The organism is Microcoleus sp. S1D4 (assembly GCF_036700765.1).
GTDB lineage: Bacteria > Cyanobacteriota > Cyanobacteriia > Cyanobacteriales > Microcoleaceae > Microcoleus.
The window spans coordinates 172,272-190,639 of sequence record NZ_JAUBPP010000004.1 but is presented as its reverse complement, the minus strand read 5'-3'; the positions used below and the strand labels follow the sequence as shown (position 1 = coordinate 190,639).

Here is an 18,368-nt window from a genome sequence, read left to right as displayed (position 1 = left end):
CTACTATTTAAGAGTCCCAAAGCAAATTTTCTTGAATCAACAGTGCAATCATTGCTGCTCTGGAACAAACACCGAGTTTCATAAAAATCCGCTTCACGTAAGTAGCAACCGTCCAGTGACTGATATTTAAATTTTTGGCGATACATTTGTTTGGCAGGCCTTGGGCTACTAATTGGGCGATCGCCCTTTCTCGCGGACTCAGGCTAATTTCCGGTTTGTTAATTGTGCTTTGCATAGTTTTGCAGTGCAGTAACGAGTTAAAAATCTAATCAATTAATGGTAGAATTCCCAGTTTTTTTCTGACTTCAGATAAGGGAGTTTCCCAATCCGATTCAGGGTTCCAATCAATTAGCTTCGCGGCTAATTTTCCATGTTTTAAGCCTTTGATAATTTGTCCGATCGCGCATTTGCCGCTGATCAGTCCAATTAACACTAAAATTGCACAGGAAGGGCGAAATACTTGAGCGCGAGTAAACGCTTGCAGTACAAATTCATCTTCTGTTGAAGGCGAAAGATTAGTCAAAACGTGCCAAACATCGTGGTTGCGCTGAATCCAGTCTCCCGAGGCGATCGGCTCAAACCCTTGTTCGTCAAGAAATCGCGCCACTGAGTGGCCTAACGTTCCTGCCGGCAGTTGCCGCAACTTGTCCAAATCTATTTCAAAATGTCGATCGCTCTCAATTTGAGGATTAATTGTTTGAGCCATCTTTAATATAACGTCTAATTGACCGTCAGCCATGATTGATTCTTCCTCCTACAAGGATTTAAGTTTATGGCAAAATAAATTCGTCTCGATCCAGTTCATTTTTGCGATGAAGCAATACGATTTTTTTGGCATTTCAGTTGAGAAATCGTACATTCAGTCACAGCAATTAACTTTCCGTACCTTTTATATTTCTTTACAACTAGCCTGAGATTTGAAATTTGCCAGTTGTCAAAATCTGGCTAGTGTTAGTTACCGCTACTTACGTATATAGCGGTTCTCAAGCTTGGTGAAGTATGCCCTATGCCCGGTTTGGCCTATGCCCGGTTTAGCCTAGGCCAGATCCCGGATGGTACCTCATACCAGAGCACAGAAAAGCTATATGTCTTTATTCTGGTGCTAAGTATTTGCACCTGCAATGAGTCAGAAGTTGAAGGGTACAAACCGATGGATGCGGGTGCTTGGAAGTGAAGAGAGTTGCAGAGAGGTGAAGTAGGGTGAAGTTTAGCCTCAACCCACGAGGCGGTAATACGAGTGCGCTGTCGCTCAAATCAGTGACACTCGATCGAGGGACTGGTGAAGTATGCGCCTGCTAGCTATAAATAAAGTAGAAGTTCATAAAATGAATTGCCATGAAACGAGTTAATCTTTGGTTTTCAGCAGGAGTTTTGGCATTAATGTGGTGCGGTGCTGCTAGCGCTACAACTTATATTAATCCCACCACCAGAAAAACTACTTTAAACTTGTCAGAAAAAGTAAACAATCCTAACGGTTTTTATTTTACAAAAGTAGGTCATCGCGATTTTTTTGGCAATATTCAAATTACCAGTTCCGAAGGAGCAGCAGGATCTTACTATTACAACGGAACTTTTAAAGACAGTTCGACTGGGCCCGGCAGAAAGATTATTTGTTCTGGAGATATAGCCATTGTCCGTCGTCAAGTTGGAAGGAGCCGCCAGTTGGGAGCAGAAGTTACTTGGAAGGTGAAAGGAGGACAAAATTGTACTTCTGTTGGCCAGACATTTAAAGTAAATTTGGTCGAGCTTTTACCGCGTTCAAATGCCAGCGGCGACTATACTGCTAGCAATGCTAATACTTGGTTGAGCGAAACTTCTGGTTCTGTAACTTGGCCAGCTTGGCGAGTCACGTCGCGGGATGGAGAACTCAACTGTCGCCAGACACCAAACGGAGCAATTAAACGAGTTTACCGCGCGAATCGAGATACAATTTCTGCTGAACTCAGGGGAGCAAATGCGATCGCGATTGCCAACGGTGAACCCTGGTTGCTGACAAGACAGGGCTGTTACGTGCGCGCTAATTCTCAATATTTGCAGCCTGTTTCTTTACCTGAGTAAGGGTTGAGAACTGCTATATATAACCCATCGCAGCAATAATACAATAAGTAGGTTGGGTTTCAATACAGAAACCCAACCTACTATTGCTAATGACTAATGACTACTGACTAATGACTACTGACTACTGACTAATGACTACTGACTACTGACTACTGACTACTGACTACAAAATTTAGACTTCTTCTAAATCTTGTACATCCTCATCGTCATCGATATCCTCGTCATCAATATCCGGCTCGACAGGAGCGACAGAATTAGCAGAAACTACAGCCCCAGTATCAAGTCGTTCCCGCACTAGCCGCTGGATCTCATCTTTAAATTCGGTATTTTCTTCCATGCGCCGAATCACGTTGTCGCGTCCTTGAGCAATGTTGTCTCCGTTGTAACTGTACCAAGAACCTTTTTTAGTAATTACTCCCATTTCGTCTGCCAAGTCAGTCAGACAGCCTAAAGTAGAAATTCCTTTGCCAAATACAATGTCAAATTCGGCAATGCGGAAAGGCGGAGCAACTTTATTTTTAGCAACTTTAACTTTCGTGCGATTGCCGTATTCTTCTGTACCTTTTTTCAAGCTTTGAATGCGGCGAATGTCAAGCCGGACGCTGGCGTAGAATTTGAGTGCGTTACCGCCAGTCGTTGTTTCGGGGTTGCCGTAGGTTATGCCGATTTTCTGCCGCAATTGGTTGAGGAAAATGACGGTACAGCCTGATTTGCCGATGTTGCCGGTGATTTTGCGAAGCGCTTGACTCATCAAGCGCGCTTGCAAACCCATGTGGGAGTCGCCCATGTCGCCTTCGATTTCGGCGCGGGGCACGAGGGCGGCTACGGAGTCAATGACTACGATATCGACGGCGACGGATCGCACGAGTTGATCGACAATTTCCAGGGCCATTTCGCCGGTATCTGGCTGAGAAACTAGGAGATTTTCAATATCGACACCTAATGCTGAGGCGTAGGTGGGATCGAGGGCGTGCTCGGCATCGACGAAGGCTGCGATACCACCGGATTTTTGGACTTCGGCGATCGCGTGGAGCGCTAAAGTAGTTTTACCGGAACTTTCCGGGCCGTAAATTTCAATGACTCGGCCTTTGGGTAAACCGCCACCCAAAGCGATGTCCAGTGTCAGGGCTCCGGTGGGGATGGTTTCTACCTTCATGCGAGTGGAGTCTCCCAATCGGACGATCGCTCCTTTGCCAAAGCTGCGCTCGATTTGGGACAATACGGAAGTTAAGGCTTTTTGCTTTTCTGAGTTTTCAGCAGTTTTTGTAGAAGCTTCTTTTTTTGCCATTTGCGGTACGCGGGTAGACCCCTTGCGGAGCTTGTTGATTAACTGTACAACACGTATGTTAGCAGTTATTTTTGGGGTCTGGAGGTTCTGGGAGGATTTGGTTTAAGATTCTTGATGGTGGCTTGCTTGAGGCTGCTCCAGCTTCCACAAGGCTCTTGTGTAGAATGTATTCGGCATCCGGCAGAGGGTAGAATTATTGTCGGTTGGGGTATGTACAGGGTATCGATCGCTCTTTAAGCTGTTGTGTATCCCAATTGTGCATGGTGATTGAGGGGGAGATGGGGAGATGGGGAGATGGGGAGATGGGAGATAGGGAGATGGGGAGATGGGGGAGAAGATTTTTGATTGATCGTCGAAATATACAATTTAAATGCACAGCAGCTTACCAGAACCCAAACGGGGGTGGAGAGAAACCGGGGTTTTGCACAGCAATACAGGGGTTGCAGCAGGCAAACCAGCTAAAAAACCCGGTTTCTGAGCGTAATGGCGCGATCGTCCCCAGAGTCGATATGCGCTGTTTCTAGGACGATCGATCGCCACAATAAGGACAAGCATGGCATCTACAACACCTCAAGACACATCTGTTAATTCTCAAAATTCCCGGTGGCCGATCGGCTTATTGGCGATCGGCATTTTACTAGGAATCGGATTTCGGTTCTTCGAGCTCGATCGCAAACTTTACTGGCACGACGAAGTTTACACATCAATCCGCGCCGCTGGTTTCACCAGGCAAGAAATCGACGACGAACTATTCCAAAACCGAATTATTCCCGCACCAGAATTGCAGAAATATCAGCGGATCAAACCGGGAAGTACAGCAGCAGATACAATTCGTTCTTTAGCACTAGAAGACCCACAACATCCGCCTTTGTACTTTCTCATGGCTCGTTGGTGGATGCAGCAATTTGGCAGTTCTCTAGCAGCATCCCGCAGTTTGCCAGCCATATTGAGTTTACTGTCGCTGCCTTTGATGTACGCTTTAGCTCAGGAACTTTTCGCCTCAAAAAATGTGCAGTTAGTAGCAACAGCACTGTTAGCTTTATCTCCCTTTGACATCTTGTTTGCCCAGACAGCAAGGCAGTACAGTTTACTGACAGCCGTAGTTATTGGCAGCAGTTGGCTGTTGTTGAGAGCAGTGCGGTTGCGGGGCTGGCAAAATTGGGCTTATTACTCGCTCGCGATCGCGATCGGCTTCTACACTCACCCTTTCTTCAGTTTAACACTCATCGGACACGGAGTTTTTATAATTTCTTGCTGGCTGTTTGTTAAAAAAAAGAAATTGCGAAGTCACCTCACTAATTCTCAATTTTTCTTAGCAGTAACAGCAGCTTTAATCTTGTATCTGCCATGGATTTACGTGCTGGCGACCAATCTCCAACGAGCCTCAGCAACGACAGATTGGACGCGAGTATCTCCTGGTTGGCTGTATCTAGCAAAATTGTGGACTCTCAGCTTTACAGCCTTATTTTTTGACTTCGACTTCGGCTTTGACAATATCTGGACTTATCTGCTAAGATTGCCATTTTTGCTATTAATTGCGGCAGCCCTTTACAAAATATGTCGCCAAACTAGCAATTCAACTAAGCTGTTTATTTTAACATCAATTTTTGTACCTTTTTTGATACTAGCTTTACCCGATCTAATTCTCGGTGGCAAACGTTCCGCCGTCAGCCGCTATCTCATTTCTTGCTTTCCGGGAGTGCAGCTAGCAGTGGCTTACTTGCTCGCGAGTCATCTGAAAACTCAGCAGCGGTTTTGGCAAGTCGTTTTAGCCGGGATATTTACAGCAAGTATAGCATCCTGTACGCTCAGTGCGGTTTCTGATACTTCGTGGAGCAAAGACTTGAGCTATTTTAATGCTGAAGTTGCGAAAAATATTAACAAAGAGGCGATAGCTAATAGGTCGATTAAAGATACAATTGTAATTAGCGATCGCGGGAATGATTTTACTAACATGGGAGATTTGCTTTCTCTGAGTTATTTGCTTGACAAAGATGTACGGCTGATGCTGCTGAGCCAGTCGCCAGATATGGAAATGCTGAAAAGATATTCGGCTCCTCTCGTATTCCGCCCTTCGGAAAAATTGATCTCGGCACTCAAGCAAAATCAACAGCGACTAGAACCTATATTGGAATATGCCAGACTTTTTCGAGTGCGGCGAGCTTCTTAGTTATCCCTAGGGTGCGTCAGCAAAAATATGTTTGATTTGCCTCAAATATTGGAACAAACGCACCTGAAGATCGTGTCATATCGAACGACATAATAAAATTGGTTCGTAGCGAGCACTTTAGTCCGCATTCGTCAAAGGACTTGCATTCCTCACTACAAATAATTTTTATTACAGATAATTGACGGAATATAATATAAGTCACTATTGTGGATTTGTGTCCTCAATAATCCATCAGGTGCGTCAAAAAAAACTGTTTGAGTTGTCTCAGGTATTTGGGATGATGCACCCTACACTATTAGCAAACATTATTTGAATCATTAGGATTAAACGCCATGAAAGAGTTAAAAAATTCATCTTCGGAATCCGCACAGCAATTTCGCAATCTTCAAACACAATTACGCGAACATTGGCGAGCGAGCGAAGAATTTGACAGCGATGATTGTGACATCATCATAATTCCGTCTCTCAGCTTAGACCAGCAAGAAATGCAGAAAGTTGAGGGTGCTTACCACTATGAAGAGCGGCATTTATTTTCATTAATTCGCCTGCGAAATCCCCGCACGCGCTTAATTTACATTACCTCGCAACCGCTGCACCCAATGATTGTGGATTATTACCTACAATTGCTCCCTGGTATTCCATTTTCTCACGCGCGCGATCGCCTTTTGCTGTTCTGTGCTTACGATGCTTCTGCTAAATCCCTGACTCAGAAAATTTTAGACCGCCCCCGGTTGATGGAGCGCATCCGTCAAGCAGTGCGGCCGACAAAATCTTATATGGTTTGTTACAACTCGACGGCTTTGGAACGTGAGTTATCTGTTAAATTGGGAATTCCTTTGTGGGGCAGCGATCCGGATCTGCATTACTGGGGAACCAAAAGCGGCAGCAGGCAGATTTTTAAAGAATGTGGCGTGGCTTATCCTGACGGTTCCGAGTTGGTTTGGAATGCGGAAGATTTAGCGGAAGCTGCGGCCGATTTGTGGGAAAGGCAGCCGCATTTGCAGCGGATAGTAATTAAATTAAATGAAGGTTTTTCGGGGGAAGGAAATGCAATTTTAAACCTCAAGCCGATCGCAAGTAAAGCGCCGCCAGAAAGAGTTAAAGCAATTGGCGATAGCTTCCATAATTTGCGCTTTCAATCCACAGGCGAAACCTGGGAAAATTTCAGCAGCCGCATTCCCGAGTTAGGGGCAATTGCCGAAGCATTTATTGAAGGAGAAGAAAAGCGATCGCCCAGCGTTCAAGGTCGAATCGTCCCCAGCGGCGAAGTAGAGATTCTCTCAACCCACGACCAGATTTTAGGAGGCCCGGACAATCAAATTTTCTTGGGTTGCGAATTTCCGGCTGATGAATCCTATCGGCTGGAGTTGCAAGAATTGGGATGGAAAGTGGGGAAAAATTTAGCTGATAAAGGTGCTTTAGAGCGATTTGGAGTCGATGTTGTTGCCGTGCGACAAGATGACGGCACATGGGATATTCAAGCAATAGAAATTAATTTGCGGAAAGGAGGAACAACTCATCCATTTATGGCTTTGAAGTTGTTAACAAACGGTCGTTACGATCGCACTACGGGATTGTTTTACAGCCAGCAGGGCCGTCCTAAATATTATGTCGCTTCGGACAATTTGAAAAAAGAGCGGTATCGGGGATTGTTACCGAACGATTTGATGGATATTATTGCTGACAATCAACTGCATTTTGATAGCGGTACTGAGACGGGGAGCGTGTTTCATTTAATGGGTTGTTTGTCGGAGTTTGGTAAATTGGGATTGACGAGTATCGGCAATTCGCCGCAAGAAGCAGAGGAGATGTATAACAAAGTTGTGAAAGCGATCGATCGCGAAACAGCATATTAAATCTGCTGCAATGATAAGCTGTTCCGGTTAACTGTTTATTTTTGACTGTTGACGGTTTGAACAATACTGATGCAACCGAAATTGATATCACGCATTAACTCACAAACCCGGCGGTTGAAACCGCCGAGGATTTGAATAGTAGCTAATTTTTGGCGGGATAAAGCGGCGTAGGATCGATCGAGCCTGTACGGTTGAGAGGCCAAAAACGGACGATCGCCCTACCGATGATATTTTGCTTCGGTACAAAGCCCCAATAATGGCTGTCACAGCTTGCGTTGCGGTTGTCGCCGAACACCAAGTAAGAATTTTGAGATACAACTACAGGCCCGTAGGGATAATTGGGAATTTCTTCTATATACTTTTCCTGTAGCGGTTGCTTGTTGATAAAAACTTTTCCGTCTTTGACTTCCACAGTGTCCCCCGGAAGCCCGATAACTCGCTTGATGTAGGCATCTTTGATCGGTGGCGGCTGTCCCGTGCACAAACTCGCCGAATCGGGAGGCATAAATACGATAATATCTCCTCGGTGGGGGTCTTGGAATCGATAGCTCACCTTGTCTATAATTAACCGATCGTTAATTTGTAGAGTTGGGAGCATCGAGCCGGTAGGAATGTAGCGAGCTTCTGCAACTAGGGTGCGGATGCCAAAGGCCAAGAATGCTGCTAAGCCGATCGTCTTAATTCCTTCAATCCAAGGATTTTCGTCGGTATTTTGCGGGGGTTTGTCGTCGGCTGACTTGTCTAAACGAGTCATAAGTATTTAAGTCACTGAGCTGGATATAAATTATAGACTTAATTCGGAGTTTTTTTGAGGAAACCCGCCAAATCTGTGTTCGACTGGTAAGTTTTTATACTATGTCGTTGAGTAAGGCACCCAATTTGCACCCGACAAATTAAAAATTTTCCCAAACCTAGTTAGATTTATTACTATTTTTCCAACTGTTTTAAGGATAAACTTGTTGGAGGTTTCCACACACATTACCGTTCTAAATTATAACTTATGCCGACCACATCAAATTTGTTAATCCGCCGCGCTCGCGTTCTGTTACCAGACGGCGAGTTTTTGGTAGGGGACGTACTAATTAGCGATGGCAAAATTGTTCGGGTTGCTCCTGAAATTGCCGAGTCAGCCGATCGCGAAATAGATGCGATCGGCTTAACTCTGTTACCCGGAGTAATTGACCCGCAGGTACACTTCCGCGAACCGGGTTTGGAACACAAGGAAGACTTGTTTACCGCTAGTTGTGCCTGCGCTAAAGGCGGCGTGACATCGTTTTTAGAAATGCCCAATACGCGACCTTTAACTACCACCCAAGCGGCCTTAGATGATAAACTAAGGCGCGCTGCCCAGAAGTGTTTGGTCAATTACGGCTTTTTTATTGGTGCAACGCCGGAGAATTTGCCGGACTTGTTGGATGCAAATCCGACTCCGGGGATTAAGGTATTTATGGGTTCGATGCACGGCCAGTTATTGGTGGATGGAGAAGCAACTTTAGAGCAGATTTTTGCTAAGGGCGATCGGCTAATTGCAGTACACGCCGAAGATCAAGCTAGAATCAATCAGCGCCGTCAGGAATTTGCCGGCATTTCCGATGTCGCCGTACACTCGCAAATTCAAGACAATCAAGCAGCCTTGTTAGCCACTCAACTAGCCGTAAAACTTTCTAAAAAATATCAGCGCCGACTGCACATCCTGCACCTTTCAACAGGCGATGAAGCCGAGTTTTTGCGTCAAGAAAAACCGAGTTGGGTAACAGCAGAAGTTACGCCACAGCATTTGTTGTTAAATACCGGTGCATATCAGAAAATCGGCAGTTTAGCACAGATGAATCCGCCCTTGCGCGAACCCAAAGACAACCAAATACTTTGGCAAGCTTTACTCGACGGCGTAATTGATTTTATCGCCACAGATCACGCGCCGCATACATTAGCAGAAAAAGCTCAAGATTATCCGAATACGCCGTCTGGAATGCCGGGAGTCGAAACTTCTTTGCCTTTGATGCTGACGCAAGCAGTAGAAGGAAGATGTACAGTGGCGCAAGTTTCTCATTGGATGTCGGCGGCAGTTGCTAAGGCTTATAAGATTCCGAATAAAGGGAAAATTGCTCCAGGTTTTGACGCGGATTTGGTATTAGTAGATTTGGATAACTACCGCCCAGTTGTCGGAAAAGAAATGGCTAGCAAGTGCGGCTGGAGTTCCTTTGAAGGTTGGAATTTGACGGGATGGCCCGTGGTGACTGTTGTGGGAGGAAAAGTTGTTTTTGAGAACGGCAAATTAGATACAAATGTCAGGGGAGAAGCCTTGAGATTTGATGGCGAGTAAACCTGCATAGGAGTTTTGTAACAAACCCAGTCAGGGGTAGGCTGCGTCAGAAAAGGGAATTGTCAATTATCACTGAAAATCTGATTCTGATGCACCATTTATTTATTCGTTGGTGCGTCAGAATGAGATTGTGAATTTTTGGCGAAATTATGCCTAACTGACGCACCCTACTTGACTACTTCAGTGAAAATAACAATTGTGCTAAAATAATCAGAATATATTCTCTTATTTTAAAGGCGATATTACCTATGCTCCCAGAATTAGAAACACAACTTCTTGCCTTAAATCCGACGAAAAAAGCTGAAGCAATACGGCTGTTAACCCAAAGTTTGAACCATAGCTGGCCGGGAATTACGAAAACTCCCGATGTGTGCGGTGGCGATGCTTGTATCGCCAAAACTCGCATCCCAGTTTGGCTGCTTGAAAGTTTTCGCCGTGAAGGTTCAAGCGATTCTGAACTTCTACAATTTTATCCCCATCTCAGCGCTGCCGATCTAGTGAATGTTTGGACTTATGCTGATGCACATCTGGAGGAAATCGAAGAAGCAATCTGCAAGAATGAGGAAGCCTGAGTCATGCTGAATTTGTATGCAGACGAACAATTTCCTTTGCCAGTCGTCCAATTGTTGCGCGCTTTTGGTCACAATGTCCTGACTGTTCAGGAAGCAGGAAAAGCAGGACTTGGGATTCCCGATCCAGAGGTGCTAGCATTTGCTATAAGCAAAGATAGAGCTGTTTTGACATTAAATCGGTTTGATTTTATCGGACTGCACAACTGACAGCCAGACCACGCTGGTATTATTGTTTGTACCAAAAATCGGAATGTAGAAATGTTGGCAACACGCATCAATGATGCTATTGCTGGTGAAGAAACTTTGAGAGGCAAATTGATTCGAGTCAACCGCCCGCCGCAGTAAGTCCGTGAAGCGTAGCTATCCCGTAGGGAATCGCCCTTTTTCAATTTTTCCATTGCCAATCCAATAAATCGCCATTCCCCATCACTTCAATTTCCCGCCCGCTATCGCAATAACTCAGATAAATTTGCAAATAATTATCTGGTTTGTACGGCAATCTTTCCGCCCACTCGATCGCCACAATTCCCAAATCCATTTCTAATCCGTCCCAATAACTTTCTAAGTGCAAAGCCTCTGCTTCTTCTGGTTCCAGTCGATACAAGTCTAGATGATACAGCGGAACTCGCCCTGCAAAATACTCGTTAATCAGGGTGAAAGTAGGACTTTCCACAGATTCGGAGATTCCCAAACCTTCAGCGATACCTTGCACTAAGGTGGTTTTGCCGGCTCCTAAATCTCCTTGCAATAAGATTACAGTGCCGGCGGGGAGCGATCGACCTAACGCCACACCAAACTTGCGCGTAGCCTCAAAATCAGGAAGAGAAAGTATCATATTAGTTGTTAGTTGTTAGTTGTTAGTTGTTAGTTGTTAGTTGTTAGTTGTTAGTTGTTAGTTGTTAGTTGGGGCGGTGGATGGTGCGGGGCCGCCCTCAGTTGTTAGTCAACAGTTAACAGTTAACAGCTAACAGTTAACAGCTAACAGTCAACAGTCAACAGCTAACAGCTAACAGTTAACACTCAACAGCTTAAATGTTCTGGGCGCGGCCGTACCAACGCAGCAACATTCCCGCCAACCTTTGAGAATTGTGGCGAATTAAACCCGTATTTTTATCTTCATCCATGACATTTGCGATGACTATTCGCCGGCCCAATTGCGTTACGGCTTCTCTATCGAGCACTACGGGATAGGAATTTTCCTGAGAATAGCGGATCAAGGCTTTTGCAGAAGGGACTTTTCCTTGAACTACTACAGCATCGAACAGGGGCCGGCCGCAAGCGCGATCGATCGCCCGAATGTGATCTGCAACACTGTATCCGTCAGTTTCTCCCGGCTGAGTCATAATATTGCACACATAAATGCGCGGAACTTCGCTGCGGGCGATCGCCTCGGCAATTTCCGGCACCAATAAATTCGGAATCACGCTCGTATAAAGACTCCCCGGCCCAATAATTATAAAATCCGCTTCCCTCAGCGCGATCGCCACCTTGGGCAAAGCGGGAGGATTAGCAGGAATGCAGCCTATTTTGACGATTTTTCCGTTAGCTTCGGTAATGCTGGACTCCCCCTGAATTATCCTGCCGTCAGCCAGTTCTGCCCACAAAGAAACGTCGCTCAGAGTAGCCGGCAGCACCTCTCCCCTAACCGCTAAAACTTTAGAACTCGCGGCGATCGCCTGTTCCAAATCTCCCGCAATATCGCTCATCGCCGTCAAAAACAAATTCCCAAAACTGTGGCCCACCAAACCGTCACCGGCCTGAAAACGATATTGAAATAACTCAGTCAATAACTTTTCCTCATCTGCCAAGGCCGCCAAACAATTGCGAATATCTCCCGGCGGCAGCACCCCAATTTCCCGCCGCAGTCGCCCGGAAGACCCGCCGTCATCCGCCACCGTGACAATAGCAGTGATTTTGGCGCTGTATTCCTTCAATCCCCTGAGCAAATTAGAAAGCCCGGTACCCCCTCCAATTGCCACAATTTTTGGGCCGCGATGCAAGCGGCGGTGGTTGAGGAGTCGATCGACCAATTCCTCATTCCCTTCCGGCATCAGCACTTGAGTAATAGAGTTCAAACTGCGAGTTTGCCCCCACAGAATTAACAAAATCCCGCCAGCAATCACGACCGGCCCCGACACGTAATTGGGAATAACTTCTGCAATCCACGTCAAAAAATTTTTCAACAATTGCAACAAGAAAAAAATTGGAGTCATCCCAGTCCAAATCGCTAAACCCAAGGTGGCAAGCACCACACCGCTAGCACTGATCAGCAGCCACCGTTTCACCAACAGTCCGGGGGCCAACCACTTAAACCACTGGTGAACTCGCCCGTTCCGCAAAGAAGGGGGGTAAGGATTTTTGGAATGGGCAATAACCTGCTTGGCTTTAGCCAAGACGCGAAGGGCTTTAGGAAATGAACTAATTGACATGGTTAATTAGTCTTAAGGGTATTGGAACAGCTCAATCTGACAAATTTACAATACAAGAGAGTTTTGATTCTGGCAGTCTATTTAAGTCATTAAATTATTAGTCATGAGTCCTCAGTCATTAGCTAGACTGATGACTGAGGACTGACAACTTATTGATAACATCTTATGGCTGAGCCGCTAATCGAACTCAAAGGGATAAGTAAGTCCTTCGGCCAGAACCAGATCCTCGATCGAGTCGATCTGAACATTTATCGGGGAGAGGCCCTGGCAATTATTGGCCCTTCCGGGACGGGGAAATCGACGATTTTGCGGATAATTGCGGGTTTGTTGGCCCCCGATGCCGGAGAGGTTTTTGTTCAGGGACAGCGCAGGGTGGGATGGGTAGACGACGTGGCAGATCCGATCGGGATTGGGATGGTGTTTCAGCAAGCGGCTTTGTTTGATTCGCTGACGGTGGAGGAGAATGTCGGTTTTTTACTGTACCAGCATTCTAAGCTGCCGCGCCCCCGGATTCGGCAATTGGTCGAGGAGAAGTTGGATATGGTGGGTTTACCGGGAATTGGCGAACGCTATCCAGCGCAGTTGTCTGGGGGAATGCGGAAGCGGGTAAGTTTTGCCCGCGCCATCATGGCGAATCCCGATAATGACAGGGACAATCCAGAGGTTTTGCTGTACGACGAACCGACGGCGGGCTTAGATCCGATCGCCAGTACGGTAATTGAAGATTTAATCCGCGACTTGCAGAAAGCTCAAGGAGTTTGCAGCACTTATGCGATCGTCACCCACCAAGACAGTACCATCCGCCGCACAGCCGATCGCATCATATTTCTCTATCAAGGCAAAGTGCAGTGGGAGGGAACCGTCAGCGACATTGCAACCACAGATAATTTATTAATTAAACAATTTTTTAGCGGCAGCGTTACCGGCCCTATTCAACTGATTGGATAGTCAACCGCCAACCGCCAACTAACAACTGCCAACTGCCAACTAACAACTGCCAACTAACAACTGCCAACTGCCAAAGGAGCCAATATGCGATCGCGAACGATGAGAGAAGGTTCTGTCGGATTCTTAATTTTAGTAGGAATCGGCTTATTTGGAGGCTTAGTCCTCTGGCTGCGGGGCGTGCAGCTAGGCAACCGCAGCTACAAATTCGCCGTAGAATTTGCCAGCGCCCAGGGAATGCAAATAGGCACGCCCGTCAGGTATCGCGGGGTTGCAGTCGGTAAAATTACCGCCCTCAAAGCCAGCTCCAACGGCGTAGACGTCACACTGGAAATTGCCCCCGGCACTTTAGTCATTCCCCGCGATGTGCTAATCGAAGCGAATAAATCGGGTTTAATTGGCGAATCGTCGATCGACATTACCCCCAACTCAATTTTGCCAGACTCATTACTTACCGCCAATCCCATTAGTGCCGACTGTCCCCCTGCAATAATCTGCAAAAATTCCCGCTTAAAAGGTCAAGCAGGAGTCAGTCTAGACGAGCTAATTCGCTCCACAGTCCGCCTAGCTAATTTATACACCGACCCCGCCCTATTCGACAGTATTAAATCAATTGCACGCGATACAGCCAACACAGCTCAAGGTGCAGCTAAACTAACTCAAGATTTATCGGCTCTCACTCAAACTGCCAAAGCAGAAATAAAAAGCTTGAATCAATCCGTCAGGGGAGACGTTGGCACTTTAAGTAAATCAGTAACCAACGAACTAGGAACTTTAAATCAATCGTTAAAAGGAGAAGCCAATAGTTTAACTAAATCCTTACAAATCGAAATAGGCAGTTTGAATCAATCCTTAAAAGGAGAAGCAAGCAGTTTAAATCAATCGGTCAAGGGAGAAATATCAGGAGTCGCCGCAGATGTTTCTAAAGTAGCAGCTACAGCCGACACTTCCACAAAAGCCGTATCTGCCGCTGCGATCGATTCTGCCAATTCAGTAACTAAAGCAGCCAATCAAATTACATTAACAGCCAACCAACTCAACGCTTTAGTAGTAACCAACCGTGCCAGTTTAGTCTCGACTTTAAACAACATCAATCAAAGTAGTCAAGAATTGCGGGTAGCTGTCAGCAGTTTGAGCCCGACAATTAACCGCATCAACCAAGGACAATTGCTGAACAATTTAGAAATTCTCTCAGCCAATGCCGCCCAAGCTTCTGTTAATTTGCGAAATTTGTCCAGCCAGATCGACAATCCCGCCACTTTGCTATTATTGCAGCAAACTCTAGATTCGGCACGAGCTACATTTCAAAACCTGCAGAAAATTACTTCCGACGTGGATGAATTGACAGGAAACCCGGAACTTCGCAACAACATTCGCCAATTGTTCAAAGGATTGGGAAACTTGTTGGGTTCGACAGAACAACTGCGACAGCAAGTTAAAGTCGCTCAAACATTAGCGCCACTTTCTGAGAAAAAAAATGCGATTACAACTGTGGAAAATCAATCAGTAGAACCGGGATTTCCTAGCTTGCACAAACAGCAAAAATTACCTGTTATACCTCCTAAAACTGCAAGGTCAGCAGAACCAGTTGCTCCAGAAAATACCCCTTAAAACATGGTATCATTGAATAACCGCAATTATTGCAAGATTTGCGAGTTCTTATGTTTCTTAAATCTGCATTCTCTGCGTTAAACAGGGGTAAGGTTCGCAATTCGCACCTTACAGTTAGTAAGGTGCCAAGTCCGCACCCAGGCATTAAAGTTATTGTCCAAATCCTATTAACAAAAAACTCTTTCACTCAAAACAAGGAAAACCAATGACGCAAACATTATCGAAACCGGCTGAAACCAAAACCCAGTATACTGTAACTTGGGAAAAATTGCCAGACGACTTTAAATTACCCGACGATCCTGTGGAAAATATCGACCAACCACTTTTAGCCGCCGCCCTGCGAGAAGCCTTGGATCTCGCAGGATTTATCCTAGCTTCAATGCTAATAGCTTCCAATTTTGGACTCTGTGCCAAAGTTAACGACAAAACAGTAGTAAAAGCACCCGATTGGGTGTACGTTCCCTCGGTATTGCCAGCAGAACCAGGAGAAGTTCGCCGCAGCTATACGCGCAATGCTGAGGGAGAAGTACCCGCAGTAGTGATGGAATTTTTATCGGATACTGACGGCAGTGAATATTCAAATAAACCGACATATCCTTACGGAAAATGGCGGTTTTATGAGCGAATTTTGCAAGTCCCGATTTATGTAATTTTTGAACCGAAATCGGGGGTATTGGAAGTGTACAGACTCTCGACATCGGGAGAATACGAACTGCAAGAACTGGATGCTAATCAGCGATTCTGGATAGAATCAATGGGTTTATTTCTGGGGGTTTGGGAAGGTGAAAAATCTCAGAGAACCGGTTATTGGTTGGGCTGGTGGGATGAGAATGGCAATTTGCTGCTGTGGGGTGTAGAACGGGTGGAACAGGAACGCCAGCGCGCCGAAGATGAACGCCAGAGGGCCGAAGATGAACGCCAGAGGGCCGATCGACTAATGGCATACTTGAGAAGCCAAGGCATCGATCCTGATGGCATTTGAAGGTGTGGGAGGTCGATCGATTTTCGATTTTCGAGTTTCGATTGAATAATTGGGAATCAAGGAGGCAGAGCGATCGATTTTAGAGTTGAGATTTTCGATTTTCGATTGGGAATTAAGGAGCGCCATGACTGCAACAACATTAGAAGAAAAATTAGATCGGCCGTTACTATTTCCAGGCTTAACCTGGGAACAATTCAAAACCTTAGAACCGATGCTGGATATTCCAGGGGTTCGGCTGTCATTTTTAGATGGGATACTGGAGATTCAGAAAATGCCTGGAAGAAAACACGAAACAGCCAAGGGACGTATCGGTGCGTTGGTAGAAACTTACATGATGGCGGCCGGAATCGATTTCACCCCTACGGAGTCTCTGACTTTAGAAAATGAATCGCGACTGGTGAAGTGTGAAGCAGACAAGTCTTACGAATTGGGTGCTGATAGAGAACGTCCAGATTTAGCGCTCGAAGTAGTCGTCACTAGCGGCGGAATTGATAAGCTAGAGGCTTACAAACGGCTGCAAATCCCTGAAGTCTGGTTTTGGGAAAACAGCCGACTGTCTCTGTATGCTCTCAGAGAGCAAGGATACGAAGAGATTGGCAGTTCCGAATTGCTCCCAGAACTGGATATTGGTTTACTCGTCAGGTGTGTTAATATGCCGAGTCATGTTGAGGCAATTAAGGAATTCAAAAGGGCGATCGATGGGGATTTGTAGTCAAAAATAGATCATACCAGAACCCCCAATTTTTGAATAAGTCGGGACTCTAAAGCACGAGATAGTTTTACGTTTAATTAAATTAACCTACTTAGTTGCATCAAAAAAGTTTATAATAAATCTACAACTCAAAGGAAGCACGACCATGACAACAGTCGTTCCCACCCTCAAAACTTCTGAAATCGTATACCCTAGCGCTGATGGAGAACCAGTGGCAGAAACTTACGACCATGTTTATGCAATCTTAACTACTTTAGAAGTCTTAAAACAATACTTTGCAGACCGTCGAGCTACTGTTTTAGCAAACCAATTTTTATACTACGCTCAAGGTTTCCCAAAAATCCGTGTAGCACCAGACGTGATGGTGATTTTTGATGTAGAACCTGGTGGCAGAGATAATTACAAAATCTGGGAAGAAGGGCAAGTGCCGAAAGTAATTTTTGAAATTACATCACCAGGTACAAAGTCGGAAGATCAAAATAATAAAAAAGAATTGTACGAGGGGATAGAAGTTCAGGAATATTGGTTGTTTGACCCTAGAGGTGAATGGATTAGGGAACAATTGCGCGGGTATCGATTGGGGGAAGATGGGTATGAATTAATCAGAGATCATCGCAGCGAAGTATTGCAACTGCGGTTAGAAATAGAAGGCAAACTGATTGGATTTTATCGGGAAGATAATGGGGAGAAATTATTGATTCCCGATGAATTGGCTTCAGCTTTGCAAGCGGAACGGCAACGTGCTGCTGAACTGGAATCTTTGCTGGCGCGTTATCGAGATCAGTTTGGAGAATTGCCGGAGGATAACGGCTAAAGATGCAGGGGTGCGATCGCCCTTCACCGATCGAGATCGTGCGCGTGTTATTGTTTCCTAAATGTCCTTGACAAATCTCAGATTTTGTGTATTGGAATGGAATTGGTCTCAAATTTTAAATGGCGAAGGGCGATCGTTTTGCGATCGAACTTGGGCAATCTAGATATAGGCGCTTTACGAGTGCCGGGAAAACAGCGAGGCCAAGAGTTAGCAATGGAAAGTATACAGAAAAAATCTAGCCCTCGTCCAGTTAATAAGGGCGATCGAACTAAACAGATTTTTGCGTTAGTATCGATGGTAGGTTTTGCTGGTTCTGCGATTTTTGGTATTGTGAGTCTGTTCAGCAGCGGTTTGAGCAGCCAGCACCAACAAAAACCGGTGGCTGCTGCTGTTTCTCAGGAATCTCTGCTGGTGGCGCAGGAACGGGGATATGAGACGGTTTTGCAGCGGGAACCTCAGAATCAGACTGCTCTGGAGGGGTTGGCTAATGTGCGGTTGGAGATGAATAATGGCAAAGGGGCGATCGAGCCTTTGGAAAAGTTGGTGAAGCTAAATCCTGACAGAGCTGATTATAAGGTATTGTTGGGACAGGTAAAAAAGTAGAGGGG

General features: G+C 45.6%; 18 protein-coding genes and 1 pseudogene. 12 read left to right on the top strand and 7 right to left on the bottom strand.

The window, feature by feature from the left end:
- Positions 1–7 precede the first annotated feature (7 nt).
- Both QT998_RS06465 and QT998_RS06460 read right to left on the bottom strand, forming a co-directional pair.
- Positions 8–235, bottom strand: coding sequence for a response regulator transcription factor (locus QT998_RS06465; protein WP_194011712.1), 228 nt, complete (start codon positions 233–235; stop codon positions 8–10).
- Between the two features lie 30 nt (positions 236–265).
- Entirely contained in the window at positions 266–739 is a 474-nt protein-coding gene (locus QT998_RS06460; RefSeq protein ID WP_333088974.1) for a Coq4 family protein, read from the bottom strand.
- A gap of 596 nt (positions 740–1,335) precedes the next feature.
- Here QT998_RS06460 and QT998_RS06455 point away from each other — a divergent pair.
- On the top strand, positions 1,336–2,058 hold the full coding sequence (locus tag QT998_RS06455; protein ID WP_333114762.1) for a hypothetical protein: 723 nt from the start codon (positions 1,336–1,338) through the stop codon (positions 2,056–2,058).
- A 172-nt stretch (positions 2,059–2,230) separates the two neighbouring features.
- Here QT998_RS06455 and recA read toward each other — a convergent pair whose 3' ends face one another.
- A complete protein-coding gene (gene recA / locus QT998_RS06450) occupies positions 2,231–3,346 on the bottom strand; it encodes a recombinase RecA (RefSeq protein WP_194011709.1) in 1,116 nt (371 codons plus the stop codon).
- Positions 3,347–3,712: 366 nt separating this feature from the next.
- Entirely contained in the window at positions 3,713–3,901 is a 189-nt protein-coding gene (locus QT998_RS06445; RefSeq protein ID WP_333088979.1) for a hypothetical protein, read from the bottom strand.
- Here QT998_RS06445 and QT998_RS06440 point away from each other — a divergent pair.
- Both QT998_RS06440 and QT998_RS06435 read left to right on the top strand, forming a co-directional pair.
- A complete protein-coding gene (locus QT998_RS06440; RefSeq protein WP_333088981.1) occupies positions 3,900–5,516 on the top strand; it encodes a glycosyltransferase family 39 protein in 1,617 nt (538 codons plus the stop codon). The genes QT998_RS06445 and QT998_RS06440 overlap by 2 nt on opposite strands.
- A 332-nt stretch (positions 5,517–5,848) precedes the next feature.
- Entirely contained in the window at positions 5,849–7,372 is a 1,524-nt protein-coding gene (locus QT998_RS06435) for a peptide ligase PGM1-related protein (protein WP_333088982.1), read from the top strand.
- Between the two features lie 142 nt (positions 7,373–7,514).
- On the opposite strand, the gene lepB is transcribed toward QT998_RS06435, so the two are convergent.
- Complete coding sequence (gene lepB / locus QT998_RS06430; RefSeq protein ID WP_333088983.1) at positions 7,515–8,126, bottom strand: signal peptidase I; 612 nt, start codon at positions 8,124–8,126, stop codon at positions 7,515–7,517.
- A gap of 246 nt (positions 8,127–8,372) precedes the next feature.
- Here lepB and QT998_RS06425 point away from each other — a divergent pair, with 246 nt between their 5' ends.
- From QT998_RS06425 to QT998_RS06415, 3 genes and pseudogenes are all read left to right on the top strand, one after another.
- Positions 8,373–9,695 (top strand): dihydroorotase, encoded by a 1,323-nt coding sequence (locus QT998_RS06425; protein WP_333114759.1) that lies wholly within the window; start codon positions 8,373–8,375, stop codon positions 9,693–9,695.
- A 248-nt stretch (positions 9,696–9,943) separates the two neighbouring features.
- Positions 9,944–10,267 carry a DUF433 domain-containing protein gene (locus QT998_RS06420; RefSeq protein ID WP_333114757.1) on the top strand — a complete coding sequence of 108 codons (324 nt, stop codon included), beginning with the start codon at positions 9,944–9,946 and terminating at the stop codon, positions 10,265–10,267.
- A gap of 3 nt (positions 10,268–10,270) precedes the next feature.
- Positions 10,271–10,612 (top strand): annotated as a pseudogene (locus tag QT998_RS06415) (DUF5615 family PIN-like protein).
- 40 nt (positions 10,613–10,652) lie between these two features.
- Here the strand turns inward: QT998_RS06415 and tsaE are convergent.
- Both tsaE and QT998_RS06405 read right to left on the bottom strand, forming a co-directional pair.
- A complete protein-coding gene (tsaE, locus tag QT998_RS06410) occupies positions 10,653–11,102 on the bottom strand; it encodes a tRNA (adenosine(37)-N6)-threonylcarbamoyltransferase complex ATPase subunit type 1 TsaE (RefSeq protein ID WP_333114755.1) in 450 nt (149 codons plus the stop codon).
- Between the two features lie 193 nt (positions 11,103–11,295).
- Entirely contained in the window at positions 11,296–12,696 is a 1,401-nt protein-coding gene (locus QT998_RS06405; RefSeq protein WP_333088991.1) for a gluconeogenesis factor YvcK family protein, read from the bottom strand.
- Between the two features lie 165 nt (positions 12,697–12,861).
- On the opposite strand from QT998_RS06405, the gene QT998_RS06400 reads away from it, so the two are divergent.
- From QT998_RS06400 to QT998_RS06375, 6 genes are all read left to right on the top strand, one after another.
- Positions 12,862–13,644, top strand: a complete 783-nt coding sequence (locus QT998_RS06400) for an ABC transporter ATP-binding protein (RefSeq protein WP_333088993.1) — start codon at positions 12,862–12,864, stop codon at positions 13,642–13,644.
- An 84-nt stretch (positions 13,645–13,728) separates the two neighbouring features.
- On the top strand, positions 13,729–15,252 hold the full coding sequence (locus QT998_RS06395) for an MlaD family protein (protein ID WP_333114753.1): 1,524 nt from the start codon (positions 13,729–13,731) through the stop codon (positions 15,250–15,252).
- Positions 15,253–15,457: 205 nt separating this feature from the next.
- Positions 15,458–16,234, top strand: a complete 777-nt coding sequence (locus QT998_RS06390) for a Uma2 family endonuclease (protein ID WP_333114751.1) — start codon at positions 15,458–15,460, stop codon at positions 16,232–16,234.
- 124 nt (positions 16,235–16,358) lie between these two features.
- Complete coding sequence (locus QT998_RS06385) at positions 16,359–16,946, top strand: Uma2 family endonuclease (RefSeq protein ID WP_333114749.1); 588 nt, start codon at positions 16,359–16,361, stop codon at positions 16,944–16,946.
- Positions 16,947–17,091: 145 nt separating this feature from the next.
- Complete coding sequence (locus tag QT998_RS06380; protein WP_333114747.1) at positions 17,092–17,760, top strand: Uma2 family endonuclease; 669 nt, start codon at positions 17,092–17,094, stop codon at positions 17,758–17,760.
- Positions 17,761–17,856: 96 nt separating this feature from the next.
- Positions 17,857–18,363 (top strand): tetratricopeptide repeat protein, encoded by a 507-nt coding sequence (locus QT998_RS06375; protein ID WP_333114745.1) that lies wholly within the window; start codon positions 17,857–17,859, stop codon positions 18,361–18,363.
- Positions 18,364–18,368 lie beyond the last annotated feature (5 nt).